Source organism: Streptomyces sp. NPDC087215 (assembly GCF_044744885.1).
Lineage (GTDB): Bacteria > Actinomycetota > Actinomycetes > Streptomycetales > Streptomycetaceae > Streptomyces.
Genome location: NZ_JBIUZD010000001.1, coordinates 662,160 through 675,234 on the forward strand (window position 1 = coordinate 662,160; position 13,075 = coordinate 675,234).

12 protein-coding genes are annotated in these 13,075 nt (G+C 74.0%); 7 read left to right on the plus strand and 5 right to left on the minus strand.

The window, feature by feature from the left end:
* Window positions 1-178 precede the first annotated feature (178 nt).
* The 3 genes from ACIO92_RS02780 to idi all read left to right on the plus strand — a co-directional run bounded on the left by ACIO92_RS02780 (window position 179) and on the right by idi (window position 3,380).
* Window positions 179-1,120 (plus strand): cation diffusion facilitator family transporter, encoded by a 942-nt coding sequence (locus tag ACIO92_RS02780; RefSeq protein WP_366442894.1) that lies wholly within the window; start codon window positions 179-181, stop codon window positions 1,118-1,120.
* 241 nt (window positions 1,121-1,361) lie between these two features.
* Window positions 1,362-2,606: a GNAT family N-acetyltransferase gene (locus ACIO92_RS02785; RefSeq protein WP_402281118.1), complete on the plus strand. Its 1,245-nt coding sequence runs from the start codon at window positions 1,362-1,364 to the stop codon at window positions 2,604-2,606.
* A gap of 153 nt (window positions 2,607-2,759) precedes the next feature.
* Complete coding sequence (idi, locus tag ACIO92_RS02790) at window positions 2,760-3,380, plus strand: isopentenyl-diphosphate Delta-isomerase (RefSeq protein ID WP_366442892.1); 621 nt, start codon at window positions 2,760-2,762, stop codon at window positions 3,378-3,380.
* On the opposite strand, the gene ACIO92_RS02795 is transcribed toward idi, so the two are convergent.
* Window positions 3,346-3,867, minus strand: coding sequence for an ATP-binding protein (locus ACIO92_RS02795; protein ID WP_366442940.1), 522 nt, complete (start codon window positions 3,865-3,867; stop codon window positions 3,346-3,348). The two genes, idi and ACIO92_RS02795, sit on opposite strands and share 35 nt — an antisense overlap.
* A 130-nt stretch (window positions 3,868-3,997) precedes the next feature.
* Window positions 3,998-4,675 (minus strand): DUF308 domain-containing protein, encoded by a 678-nt coding sequence (locus ACIO92_RS02800; protein ID WP_366442891.1) that lies wholly within the window; start codon window positions 4,673-4,675, stop codon window positions 3,998-4,000.
* A 66-nt stretch (window positions 4,676-4,741) separates the two neighbouring features.
* Between ACIO92_RS02800 and ACIO92_RS02805 the strand changes: the two genes are divergently transcribed.
* Window positions 4,742-5,485 carry an enoyl-CoA hydratase-related protein gene (locus ACIO92_RS02805; protein WP_366442890.1) on the plus strand — a complete coding sequence of 248 codons (744 nt, stop codon included), beginning with the start codon at window positions 4,742-4,744 and terminating at the stop codon, window positions 5,483-5,485.
* A 13-nt stretch (window positions 5,486-5,498) separates the two neighbouring features.
* Here ACIO92_RS02805 and ACIO92_RS02810 read toward each other — a convergent pair whose 3' ends face one another.
* Both ACIO92_RS02810 and ACIO92_RS02815 read right to left on the minus strand, forming a co-directional pair.
* Entirely contained in the window at window positions 5,499-6,140 is a 642-nt protein-coding gene (locus ACIO92_RS02810; RefSeq protein ID WP_366442889.1) for a DJ-1/PfpI family protein, read from the minus strand.
* Between the two features lie 277 nt (window positions 6,141-6,417).
* Entirely contained in the window at window positions 6,418-7,389 is a 972-nt protein-coding gene (locus ACIO92_RS02815; protein WP_366442888.1) for a GlxA family transcriptional regulator, read from the minus strand.
* 140 nt (window positions 7,390-7,529) lie between these two features.
* Here ACIO92_RS02815 and ACIO92_RS02820 point away from each other — a divergent pair, with 140 nt between their 5' ends.
* From ACIO92_RS02820 to ACIO92_RS02830, 3 genes are all read left to right on the plus strand, one after another.
* The gene (locus ACIO92_RS02820) at window positions 7,530-8,396 is read left to right on the plus strand and encodes a hypothetical protein (RefSeq protein ID WP_402281114.1); all 867 of its coding nucleotides are present in this window, start codon (window positions 7,530-7,532) and stop codon (window positions 8,394-8,396) included.
* A gap of 116 nt (window positions 8,397-8,512) precedes the next feature.
* Complete coding sequence (locus ACIO92_RS02825; RefSeq protein ID WP_402281112.1) at window positions 8,513-11,029, plus strand: Tex family protein; 2,517 nt, start codon at window positions 8,513-8,515, stop codon at window positions 11,027-11,029.
* A gap of 984 nt (window positions 11,030-12,013) precedes the next feature.
* On the plus strand, window positions 12,014-12,463 hold the full coding sequence (locus ACIO92_RS02830) for a DUF2690 domain-containing protein (protein WP_366442886.1): 450 nt from the start codon (window positions 12,014-12,016) through the stop codon (window positions 12,461-12,463).
* Window positions 12,464-12,520: 57 nt separating this feature from the next.
* Here ACIO92_RS02830 and ACIO92_RS02835 read toward each other — a convergent pair whose 3' ends face one another.
* A complete protein-coding gene (locus ACIO92_RS02835) occupies window positions 12,521-12,925 on the minus strand; it encodes a hypothetical protein (RefSeq protein ID WP_366442885.1) in 405 nt (134 codons plus the stop codon).
* Window positions 12,926-13,075: the final 150 nt, after the last annotated feature.

Genomic DNA, 13,075 nt, shown 5'->3' on the forward strand with positions numbered 1-13,075 from the left:
CCTCACCGGCGGGGGCCGACCCCCGGACGGCGCCTTCTCGCCACCCCCCGTCCTGAATGCATCGTCGCAGGTCAGAGCATATGACAACGGTGTTCAGTACCGTGTTGCGCATACCCCCCACCCGTAGTTCACTTGCGCATCGGAGCACTTGTCGACCACATGATCTGGAGGCCATCCGATGGGGGCTGGACACGACCACGGGCACAGCCACGGCGGCCCGGCGCCCACCGGGACGGCGGGCCTCGCCTACCGGAACCGGCTGCGGATCGCGCTCGGCATCACACTGTCCGTGATGGTGGTCGAGATCATCGGTGGTGTGCTCGCCGACTCGCTCGCGCTGATCGCGGACGCGGCCCACATGGCGACCGACGCGGTCGGCCTCGCGATGGCGCTGCTCGCCATCCACTTCGCCAACCGGCCGCCGTCCGGTAACCGCACCTTCGGCTTCGCGCGGGCCGAGATCCTGGCGGCGCTGGCCAACTGTCTGCTGCTCCTCGGTGTGGGCGGCTACGTGCTGTACGAGGCGATCCAGCGGTTCATGGAGCCCGCGGAGACCAAGGGCGGGCTCGCCATCGCGTTCGCGGTGGTCGGTCTGGTCGCGAACGTGATCTCGCTGTCGCTGCTGATGCGGGGCCAGAAGGAGAGCCTCAATGTGCGCGGGGCGTACCTGGAGGTCCTCGCGGACGCCCTGGGTTCGGTCACCGTGATCGTCGCGGCCTCGGTCATCCTGCTGACGGGCTGGCAGTACGCGGACCCGATCGCCTCGATCGTGATCGGCCTGATGATCGTGCCGAGGACGGTCAAGCTGCTCCGGGAGACGCTGGACGTGCTCCTGGAGGCGGCGCCCAAGGGTGTGGACATGGCGGAGGTGCGGGCCCACATCCTGGCCCTGCCGGGCGTCGACGACGTGCACGATCTGCACGCCTGGACGATCACCTCGGGAATGCCGGTGCTGTCGGCGCACGTGGTCGTGGACCAGGGGGCGCTGGACGCGGTGGGGCACGAGAAGATGCTGCACTCGCTCCAGGGCTGCCTGGGCTCCCACTTCGACGTGGAGCACTGCACCTTCCAGCTGGAGCCGGCCGGGCACGCGGAGCACGAGGGGAAGCTCTGCCTGTGACCACGGGCGGCACCGGCGGCGGGCTCACGGGCCCGCCGCCGGTGCCGCCGCCTGTTAGCCTGGCCGTCCGGTTACGTGCGGGAACGGAATGAGGAGCTGAGGTCGATGACCGTCGCCATGGAGGCCGCTCCGAGCGGCAGCACCCGGTCCTTCCTCCTCCGGGTCTCCGGCTGACCCGACTCCGGCTTCCACCGGTACGTCTCGCCGTCGGCCGGGACCCTCACACCAAGGGTTCTCCACGTTGTCCGACAACGCACGGCATCACGCCCCCTTCACCCCGCCCTCCGGTCCTCCCCGGCAGGGCCCCGGCTCCGACACCGCCGTCCACCGGCTGCTCCCGCTCGCCGGGCCGCTCCCCGAGCGGCCGCGCGTCCTCGGCCTGGGCCGCGGTCCCGGCCGCGGCGCGCTGCTCCTGGCCTCCGCGGCGGGGGCCGAGGTGACCGCCGCGGACCCGCACGAGCCGTTCCTCGCCGAGCTGCGGGAGACCGCCGCCGCCCGGGGTCTGGACGGCTCGATCCGTACCGTCCGGGCCGACCTGGGCGCCCTCCCCTTCCCCGACGGCTCCTTCGACGTCGTCCGGGCCGAGAGCCCGGGGGTCCTCGGCTTCGACCGGGCACTCGCCGAATGGCGGCGGCTGCTCGCCCCGGGAGGCACGCTCGTCCTGACCGAACGCGTCCGGGCCGCCCCCGGTCCCGGCCCGGCGGCCCGCGCCCTCCGGTCGGGGCCGCACCCGCTCCGTACCGTCGCCGAGAACGCGGCGGCGGCGATCGGGGCGGGCTGGCACGTCCTCGGCTGCCTCACCGGGCCGGAGAGCGACCGGGAGGCGCACCACGGACCGCTCACCGCCCGCGCCGACACCGCTGACATCACAGATCCCGGCATGGCGGAGGCGGTGGCGGGCGCCCGCGACGAGTTCGCCCCGCACCGCGAGCACGGCACCTCGTACGGGTACGCGGACTTCGTCCTGCGGCCCGTGGACCCGCGCTGGCCGGTCCGCCCCGAGCGGGACGGCGAGGCCGGGGAGGTCCGGGAGATCACCGCGGCGGCCTTCGGCTCGACGGACGAGGCCGATCTGGTCGACGCGCTCCGCCGGGACCCCGACGCCTGGCTGCCGGGGCTCTCCCATGTGGCCGAGGCCCCGGACGGTCAGGTCGTCGCGCACGCCCTGATCACCCGCTGCCGGGTGGGCGACGCACCGGCGGCCGCGCTCGCACCGGTCTCGGTGACTCCCGGACACCAGCGGACGGGAGCCGGACAGGCCGTCGTACGGGCGGTGCTCGACGCGGCCAGGCTGCGCGGGGAACGGCTGGTGCTCGTACTGGGCCATCCGGAGTACTACCCGCGGTTCGGGTTCGTACGTGCGTCCGAGTATGGAATCCGGCCAGGTTTCGAGGTGCCGGACGAGGCGATGATGGCGCTCGTCCTCGACGATTCGATGCCCGTTCCGTCCGGCACGATCACTTATCCGGCGGCTTTCGGGGTGTAGGGACCGCCCGGAGCATCCCGCTCCCGGCTCACCGGAGTCACCCCCGGTGAGCCGGGAGCGGCCACGTCCGGCCGTCGAAGTACGGACAAGCCGCTTTTGTACGGCAGACTGAGCTGGCCCCACCGGGGCGGAGGACCGAAGCGAAGGATGGGTATGCCGACCACACCAGCCACCGCGGCACAGATCTCGCCGGAGATCGCGTCGAACGGTGTCCAGCCGTCCGGAGCCACGGCGCCGATCATGCTCGAACTGGTCGACGAGGACGGGACGACCATCGGCACGGCCGAGAAGCTCGCCGCCCACCAGGCTCCCGGCCAGCTCCACCGCGCCTTCTCCGTCTTCCTCTTCGACGAGTCGGGGCGGCTGCTGCTCCAGCGCCGGGCGCTCGGCAAGTACCACTCCCCCGGCGTGTGGTCGAACACCTGCTGCGGCCACCCCTACCCGGGCGAGGCGCCGTTCGCCGCGGCCGCCCGGCGCACCTTCGAGGAGCTCGGCGTCTCCCCGACGCTGCTCGCGGAGGCGGGCACCGTCCGCTACAACCACCCGGACCCGGCCTCGGGCCTGGTGGAGCAGGAGTTCAACCACCTCTTCGTCGGCCTCGTGCAGGCCCCTCCGGTCCCCGACCCGGAGGAGATCGAGGACACCGCCTTCGTCACCCCCGGGGAACTGGCCGAGCGGCACGCCGAGGCGCCGTTCTCCGCCTGGTTCATGACGGTGCTCGACGCGGCCCGCCCGGCCGTCAGGGAGCTGACGGGTCCGTCCGGGGGCTGGTGACCACGGGGAGCCCGAGCGCTGCCCCCGGCCCCGGTGCCATCGGAGCCAGGGGCAGCGCCGCCCAGATGATCTTCCCGCCGGTCGCGGTGTGCTCGACGTCGCACGTGCCGCCGGCCTCCGCCGCGATCTCCCGGACCAGCAGCAGACCCCGGCCTCCGGTCTGCCCGTAGTCCGCCTCCAGGGCCTTGGGGCGGTACGGATGATTGTCCTCGACGGACACCCGGATCCACTCGGGTCCGATGGCCACCTCCACCGCTATCTGCGGGGAGAGCAGCGCCGCGTGCCGTACGGCGTTGGTGACCAGCTCGGAGACGATCAGCAGCAGGCCGTCCATGATCTCCTCATGGAGCGGTACGCCCTGGCGGACCAACAGGTCGCGCACGGCGTGCCGGGCCTGCGGGACGGAGACGTCGACCGCGGCAGCGGTGAAGCGCCAGACTCCTTCGTAGGACGGTTGCCGGGCGGAAACGCCCCCGTGGTTCTCCACGGTCCGGTTTCCACCCTCGTGCTCGATTCTCGCCACGGATCGAGTCTTGGCAATGCGCGGAGGCGGACCGGCCTACTGACCAGAAGTCGATACTTATCGGCTGCCTTCTGATCGGGTACGTATGCCCGTGTCAGTTGTTCGACTGATCGGGTGCGCTTTCTGTCACCTCGGGCGGAGTGCCCCCAGCCGGGTCCCGAGCCGGGTCCGGAGTCGGTGTCACCATGCTCACGATCCTCCGCCCGCCCACCCCGATCGCGATCAGGCCGAGGCCGTCGAAGAGCAGCGCGAGCGAGAAGAAGAACCCCAGGACGTAACGGCTGCTGGACGGCCAGTCGAACAGCACGAGGAGGCCCAGGAGCAGCCCGAACGCGCCCTGGAGCAGGGTCCAGCCGAACTGCGGCCCCCGCACCACCACGCTTCCCACCAGGCGGAAGAGCCCGCCGGTCAGGAACAGCAGGGCGGCGAACATCGTGAGCGCCTCCGCCGAGCCCTCCGGGTGCTTGATCACCACGACTCCGGCCGCGATGTTCAGGGCGGCGACCACCGCGGCGAGCCAGAAGTAGCTGGTGCCCCGTGACTGGACCGCCTGGAGCAGGCCCACCACACCTCCGATCAGGAGCAGCCAGCCGAAGAGCAGCATCGAGGTGAGGGTGGCGACGCCCGTGTAGACCAGACCGACGGCACCGCCGATCACCAGCAGGATGCCGAGCGCGGCGAGCCGTCCGAAGTCACGGTGGAGCCGCTTGCCCTCACGGGCCATCTCCTGGACGGGATCGCGCTCCCCGGCCCTCCGGGCGTCCTCGGCCATGCGGTGCCTCCTCGGGACGGCCCCTTCCTGATCGTACGTTCGGGTCCGGCCGATAGCATCCGGTCCATGGAGCCGCAGCTGAGGGACAGCGTCACGGACGGCGTCGCCACCGTCGTCATCTCCCACCCCGCCAAGCGCAACGCGATGACCCCGGACATGTGGCGCGCGCTCCCCGGGGTGCTGGACCGGCTCGCCGCCGACCCCGCCGTCCGGGTCCTCGTCCTCACCGGCGAGGGCGACACCTTCTGCGCCGGGGCCGACATCGCGGGGCTCCGGGAGCCCGGTGACGAGCAGCGGACGCTCGCCGTGCGCGCCGAGGAGGCGCTCGCCGCCTTCCCCCGGCCGACCCTCGCGGCCGTCCGGGGTTTCTGCGTCGGCGGCGGCAGTCAGCTCGCGGCCGCCTGCGACCTGCGCTTCGCCGAGGAGGGCGCCCGCTTCGGGATCACCCCGGCGAAGCTCGGCATCGTCTACCCGGCCTCCTCCACCCGCAGGCTGGCCGCCCTGGTGGGCCCCTCGACCGCCAAGTTCCTGCTGTTCTCGGGCGAGTTGATCGACGGGGAGCGGGCCCTGCGCACCGGGTTCGTCGACGAGCTGCACCCGGTGGGCGCTCTCGACGGGCGGGTGGCCGGGTTCACCCGTGTGCTGGCCTCCCGTTCACTGCTGACCCAGACGGCGGCCAAGGAGTCCATCGACGGGCGCCCGGACCGGGAGGCCCACTGGGTGGAGCGGGCGCACGGCAGCGGCGACACCGCCGAGGGGGTCGCCGCCTTCCTGGAGCGCCGCGCGCCCCGCTTCACCTACGGGCGCTGAGCGGCGGCGGGCGTCAGCCCTCCACCGCCGTGCCCGCCGCCTCGGCCCGCCACCGGGCGACGATCGCGGCCGGGGCCTTGTCCGGCGAGCCCGCGTCGTACGGAGGCTGCGGGTCGTACTCGGTGAGGAGCTGGACGGTCTGCGCGGTCTCGTCCCCGGCTATCCGGCCGAGCAGGTGCAGCCCCATGTCGATGCCGGAGGAGACGCCCGCGGCGGTGACGTACTTGCCGTCGAAGACGACCCGCTCGCCGGTGGGCTCGACGCCCAGTGCCCTCAGCTCCTCGTACGCCAGCCAGTGGGTGGTGGCCCGGCGGTCGGCGAGGAGACCGGCGGCGGCGAGGATCAGGGAGCCGGTGCAGACCGAGGTGGTCCAGGTGCTGGTCTCGTCGGCGGTCCGCAGCCACGCCCGGATCTCCGGGTCGTCCATGGCCTCCCGGGTCTCGGGGCCACCGGGGACGAGGACGATGTCCGGGCGCGGGACCTCGGCGAGCGTCCGGTCCGCGACCAGGGCGAGGCTGCTCTGGTCGCCCCGGACGGGTCCGGTCTCCTTGGCCACGAAGACGGTCTCGGTATCGGGCAGCCGGGCGAGCATCTCGTACGGGCCTACGGCGTCGAGCGCGGTGAAGCCGGGGTAGAGCAGGATCGCGATCTGCATGGGAGTCCCTTCGGACGGGTCGGGTGGAACGGACGGGTCGGACTGAACGGGCCGGGGCCGGGTCGGCCGGGGCCCGGGGATCGGCCGCGGTGCGTGCGGTGCCCCCGCGGCCGTCCTGCCGACGGGGTCGGCCGCGGGGGTGTCGGTGTGCCCCCGCCACCGTCCGGCCGGTGGGGCCGGTCGCGGGAGGGACGGTGGCGTCGGCGGGCGGGGGGGCCGGGTCGGTGCGGTGAGGCGGTGCGGTGGGGCGGTGCGGTGGGCTCGGTCGGCCGGGCGCTCAGGCGAGGGGGGCGTGGAAGCGGCGGCGGTAGTCGGCCGGGGCGGTGCCCAGGGCCTTGGTGAAGGCGCGGCGCATCGCCTCGGGGGTGCCGTAGCCGGAGGCGCGGGCGACCTCCTCGACCCCGCGCGTGGTCTCCTCCAGGAGGCGCCGGGCGTGTTCGAGACGGACCCGGTCGACGTAACGGCCGGGGCTCGTACCGGTCTCCGCCCGGAAGGCGCGCGCGAAGTGCCGGGGCGACAGCCGGGCACGGGCCGCGAGCCGCTCCACGGACAGATCGCCGCCGGGGTGCTCGGTGATCCACTGCTGGAGGTCCCGCAGCGGCTCCCGGTGGGCGGTCTGGGCGGCCAGCTGGACGCTGAACTGGGCCTGGTTGCCGGGGCGGCGCAGAAAGACGACCAGGTGGCGGGCGACCGTGAGGGCCACGTCCCGGCCGAGGTCCTCCTCGACGAGGGCCAGCGCCAGGTCGATCCCGGCCGTGACCCCGGCGGAGGTGGAGAGCCGCCCGTCCCGTACGAAGATCGGGTCCGGGTCCACCTCGACCCGGGGGTACTCCCGGGCGAGCCGCTCGCAGGCGTGCCAGTGGGTGGTCACCCGGTGTCCGTCGAGGAGTCCCGCCCCGGCGAGGAGCAGCGCCCCGGTGCAGACCGAGACCAGCCGCCCGGCGTCCGGTGCGTGGTCCCGAAGCCAGTCGAGGAGCGCCGGTTCGGGAGTGCGGGTGCCCTCGCCGCCGGGGACGACGAGGGTGTGCGGGGGCCCGTCGGCGACCGCCTCGGCGAGAGTGGTGTCGGGCAGCAGGCGCAGACCGCTCTGGGTGCGGACCGGTCCGCCGTCCAGGGAGGCGGTGCGCAGGGAGTACGCGGAGGAGTCGCCGGTGGCGCCGCCCGCACCGGCGAACACCTCGAAGGGGCCGGTGACGTCGAGGCTCTGGACGCCCTCGAAGAGGACGACGAGGACGGGTCGCTGCGTCATGACCCCATCCTCGGAGCCGGGAGCGGGCGACCGCAATGACGCTCACCCCACCTTTTCTGCCACCGTCCGCGCCACCGGCGGGCACGGTGTCCGGTCCTGACGGTTCACGGCGTACCAACCAGTCGGTAATGTGCGGGGGCATGACGACCGGACTGCCGCCGCGCGCGGGACGACGCTGCCACAACGCCCTCAACCCGCTGCACTCCTCGCTGTTCTTCTCACCCGACCTGGACCGCGAGTTCGCGGCCCTCGGCATCACCGACCAGAGCGCGGCCCGGCTCGCCCTGCGCAGCGCCGCGCTCGGCGCGGTGGGCGCCGGGACCGTCGCCGCCACCTTCTACAACTACAGCCACGAGCTGCTCGCCCGGCACCTCCCCGCCGTCTGGGAGACCGCCTCCCCCGCCGAGGTGCTGGCCGCGCGGCTGCGCGCCGCCGACACCACCCTGCGCCGCCTGCTCGGCGAGGAGACCCTCGCCTCCCCCGAGATGGCCGAGGCGGCGCGGCTCGCCCTGCGCGCCACCGAGGCCTGCACCCGGCACGCCCGGCCGCTGTACTCGGCCCACGCGGACCTGCCGGTGCCCGGGGAACCGCACCTTGTGTACTGGCACGCCGCGGGCCTGCTGCGCGAGCACCGGGGCGACGGACACCTCGTGGCCCTGCTCTTCGCCGGGCTTGACCCCGTCGAGGCGCTCGTCTCCCACACCGCCACCGGCAAGGGCATGACCCCGCGCTGGTTCCTCAGCTCCCGGGGCTGGCGGCGGGCCGACTGGGACGCGGCGGCGGAGCGGCTGCGCGGGCGCGGGCTGCTCGACGCCGACGGGGAGCTGACGGAGTCGGGGACGGCGCTGCGCGCCGACCTTGAGGACCACACGGACCGTCTGGACTCCGCCCCCTACGAGCACCTGGGCGCCGCCGGGGTCGAGCGGCTGACCGAGCTGGGGCGCGGTTTCCTGGTCACGGCGGCCGGTGCCGGCGCCTTCCCGCCGGACCTCATCGGCAAGGGCTGAGCCGGGCCGGGAACGGCCGGGGACGCGCGCGGGACGGGTCGGTTGCCGCATACGGGTGAGCGACCCGGCAGAATGCACTCGCAAGCTTGAGGCACGAGAAGGCGAGTCGGGACACCGTGACGACGTCCATCGAAGCAAGGATCGCCGAGGAGCTCGGCGTACGCGAGCGACAGGTGAAGGCAGCCGTCGAGCTGCTCGACGGCGGTTCGACCGTGCCGTTCATCGCGCGTTACCGCAAGGAAGCGACCGAGACGCTCGACGACACGCAGCTGCGCACCCTGGAGGAGCGGCTGCGCTATCTGCGCGAGCTGGAGGACCGCAGGTCGGCTGTCCTGGACTCGGTGCGCGAGCAGGGCAGGCTGACCGAGCCGCTGGAGGCCGCGATCCGGGCCGCCGACACCAAGGCGCGCCTGGAGGACATCTATCTGCCGTTCAAGCCCAAGCGGCGGACGAAGGCGCAGATCGCCCGTGAGGCGGGGCTCGCTCCGCTGGCCGAGGGACTGCTCGCCGATCCCTCGGTGGAGCCCGCCGCCGCGGCGGCGGGCTTCGTCGACGCGGACAAGGGCGTCGCGGACGCCCCGGCCGCCCTGGAGGGCGCGCGGGCGATCCTCGCCGAGAAGTTCTCCGAGGACGCCGACCTCATCGGGGAGCTGCGCGAGCGCATGTGGGGCCGGGGCCGGCTGGTGGCGAAGGTCCGCGCGGGCCAGGAGGAGGCGGGCGCCAAGTTCGCCGACTACTTCGACGTCGCGGAGCCGTTCACCGCGCTGCCCTCGCACCGGGTGCTCGCCATGCTGCGCGGCGAGAAGGAGGACGTCCTCAGCCTCGAACTGGAGCCGGAGGAGCCCTCGGAGACCCCCGGGCCCTCCTCGTACGAGGGGATCGTCGCGGGTCGTTTCGGTGTCGCCGACCGGGGGCGCCCCGGCGACAAGTGGCTCCAGGACACGGTCCGCTGGGCCTGGCGGACCCGTATCCAGGTCCATCTGGGGATCGACCTGCGGCTGCGGCTGCGGACGGCCGCCGAGGACGAGGCGGTACGGGTCTTCGCGGCGAACCTGCGCGACCTGCTGCTCGCCGCACCGGCGGGCACCCGGGCGACGCTGGGCCTCGACCCCGGTTTCCGCACCGGTGTGAAGGTCGCCGTGGTCGACGCGACCGGCAAGGTCGTGGCCACGGACACCATCCATCCGCACGTGCCCGCCAACAAGTGGGACCAGGCCCTGGAGCGGCTGGCGCGCCTCGCGAAGGAGCACGCGGTCGAGCTGGTCGCCATCGGCAACGGCACGGCCTCCCGCGAGACCGACAAGCTGGCGGCCGAACTCCTGGCGAAGCACCCCGAGCTGAACCTGACCAAGGTGATGGTCTCGGAGGCGGGCGCCTCGGTCTACTCCGCGTCCGCCTTCGCCTCGCAGGAACTCCCGGGCATGGACGTGTCGCTGCGCGGCGCCGTCTCCATCGCGCGGCGGCTCCAGGACCCGCTGGCCGAGCTGGTGAAGATCGACCCGAAGTCCATCGGTGTGGGCCAGTACCAGCACGACCTGGCCGAGGTGAAGCTCTCGCGCTCCCTCGACGCGGTCGTCGAGGACTGTGTGAACGGGGTCGGCGTGGACGTCAACACCGCCTCCGCGCCCCTGCTCTGCCGGGTCTCGGGCATCAGCTCCGGTCTCGCGGAGAACATCGTGGCGCACCGGGACGCCAACGGTCCCTTCCGTTCCCGCCGGGCGCTCAAGGACGTGGCCAGGCTGGGCCCGAAGGCGTACGAGCAGTGTGCGGGATTCCTGCGCATCCGGGGCGGGGACGACCCGCTGGACGGCTCGTCGGTGCACCCGGAGGCGTACCCGGTGGTGCGGCGGATGGTGAAGGCGACGGGCGGCGAGGTCGCCGCGCTCATCGGTGACGCGTCCCGGCTGCGCTCGCTGCGGGCCGCCGACTTCGTCGACGAGACCTTCGGTCTGCCGACGGTCTCGGACATCCTGCGCGAGCTGGAGAAGCCGGGCCGCGACCCGCGCCCGGCGTTCCGCACCGCCACCTTCAAGGACGGCGTCGAGAAGATCGGGGACCTGGAGCCGGGCATGGTCCTGGAGGGGGTCGTCACCAACGCCGCCGCCTTCGGGGCGTTCGTGGACATCGGTGTGCACCAGGACGGTCTGGTGCACGTCTCCGCGATGTCGAAGACCTTCGTCAAGGACCCGCGTGACGTGGTCAAGCCCGGTGACGTGGTCAAGGTCAAGGTGCTCGACGTGGACGTCCCGCGCAAGCGGATCTCGCTGACGCTGCGCCTGGACGACCAGGTGGGCGCCGAGGCTCCCGAGGGCGGGGCGCGGCGCGAGCGGGGCGGCCAGGGGCAGGGCGACCGTTCCGGCCGTCCGCCGCAGCAGCGGCAGGGCGGTGGCGGTGGCCGCCGGTCCGAGCGCGGTGGCCAGGGCGGTCAGGGCGGCCGAGGTGCGCAGAGCGGCCAGGGCAGCCAGGGCGGCCGAGGTGCGCAGAGCGGCCAGGGCGGCCGGGGTGCTCAGGGCGGGCAGGCCGGTCAGGGCGGCCGGGAGCGCTCCGGCACGCCCGCGCCCGTGAACGGCGCGATGGCCGACGCCCTGCGCAAGGCGGGCCTCCTGGGCGAGGGCGGCGGCAAGCGCCGCTGAGGGCCTCCGGGAGAGTGGCGCCGTCCGCCCCGGGGGCGGGGCGCCGCTCTCCGGTACGCGTGAGCACACGGTCCGGGCACGAACGCGCCACGGCCCGGCTCCGTACGAGCGTCACGGTCCCGTCCGTACGGGCGCCGCGCGCCGGGTCCGCACGAGCGATCACGGTCCGCGACGCGTACGAGCGCCGCACCACGGGCGTGGGGAGCATCCCTGCCCGGCTCCGTACGAGCCGTCACGGCCCGGTCCGCAGGAGCGCCACGAGCCAGGGCATCTACGGGCGCCACGCAGGGGTGCGTGGCGCCGGGCGTACGGACCCGGGGCACCGACGCGTAACGGGGCCGCGCACGCGTCGGGGCGGGCCCGAGGTGCGGGGGCGTACGGGTGCGAGACGCCGGGCCGCCCCCGTGGCGGAACCGCTCGGATGTCCCGGCGACACGGCGGCCGGGTGACGCGAGCGTCGTGCTCCGGGCCGGTCCCGCCCGCCTGCCCGTGCCTGCCTGCCCGCCCGTACCTGTCTGCCCGCCTGCCCGCCCGCCCGTACCTGTCTGCCCGCCTGCCCGCCCGCCCGTACCTGTCTGCCCGCCTGCCCGCCCGCCCGTGCCTGTCTGCGCTGCCCGGCTGCCCGGCTGCCCGGCTGCCCGGCTGCCCGGCTGCCCGGCTGCCCGGCTGCCCGGCCGAGCCTGTCCGGTCGGTCGTGCCTGTCCGGTCGGTCGTGCCCGGTTCTCGGGGCCCTGACACCGCCGGGGATCGTCCCGCCCGGCCGACGGGACGTCTCCGGTTCGCTTCTGAGATTTTCCGGCGTGGTCCGATCCGCCGTACTCGTCCCGTGTGCTCCTGCCCCCGCACACGCGGACGTCCTCTGTCCGGAGAACCCCGCGTCCCGGGACACCGGCCTTCCGTTGACCCTCCCGGGCCGACGGAACAAGATCGAATCCGGCCGCGGCGGAGCCCGCGGGCCCATCCGATCAGGAAGGTCGTCCCCCGATGCAACGTGTGCTGACCAGACTGGCGACGGTCTCAGCCGCCGCCCTCACGATGGCCCTCGTCCCCCTCGCGGGGACGTCCTACGCAGCCGGGTGCAGCAACGCCGGGTGCGACAACCTCGGCCCGGTGTCGCAGGCCTGTGACGGCGACGCCGTCACCAAGCAGACCGCCACCGCCGACGGGGGTCTCCGGGCGGAGCTGCGCTGGTCCCCCAAGTGCCAGGCCGCCTGGGTCCGGGTCACCGACCCCACCGGGAACCAGTGGTGGGACAAGTACGGCTCCATCGAGAAGCACGACGGCTACGACGGTCCGCTGGTGCGCAGCCTCCAGGTGAAGTTCCCCAACCCCGGCTCCGACTGGTCGAACATGCTGGGCGGCAGCGGCTTCTACTACCGCGTCTGCATCCGTGACACCGGCACGGGCAACGTGAGCTGCAGCGGCTACTGGTAGGCCCCCGCCCTCGGCACCGCGGGCGGCCACCGCGCCGGGCCGTGGCCGCCCCTCGCGCTACGGCAGGAAGCGCAGGGCCCAGTCGGCGCGGTGCGCGACGGCGAGGTCGTCGTCCTCCGTCAGCGGCCGGAGGAGGCTCCCGGCGCGCTGCGGGTCGGCCTGGACGAGATCGACGATCTCGGCGGCCAGACCGTCCTGGTCGTCGCCGAGGTCCACCGCGGAGGCCCGCACCAGGACGGGCAGGGTCTCGGCGCCGCCGAGGCCCGCGACGAGCCCGCCGAGCAGCTCGCGGGCGTACCCGTTGCGCTCCTCGACCGCCCTCCCGAGCTCGGCCGTCAGCCGGGGCAGCAGCGCCCGGTCGCCCGTCGCCGCGATCTCGTCCGCGAGGTCGATCGTGGCGTCGACGTCCGCGTCGAGGTCGTCCAGCATCGCGAGGAGCCGGGTGATGCCGTCGTCGGTCATGGTGCCTCCAGGGGGTGCGCCGTCCACGGGGCGGAGGGGTGCCGGGCCGTCCGGCCCGGCGTTCCCGTCCCGTGGAGAGCCGTACGGTTACAGTTCACGGCCCGATCCGCGGCCGTGCGAGGCGGCGGGGCCCCGGCCGTCCGGGCGGGC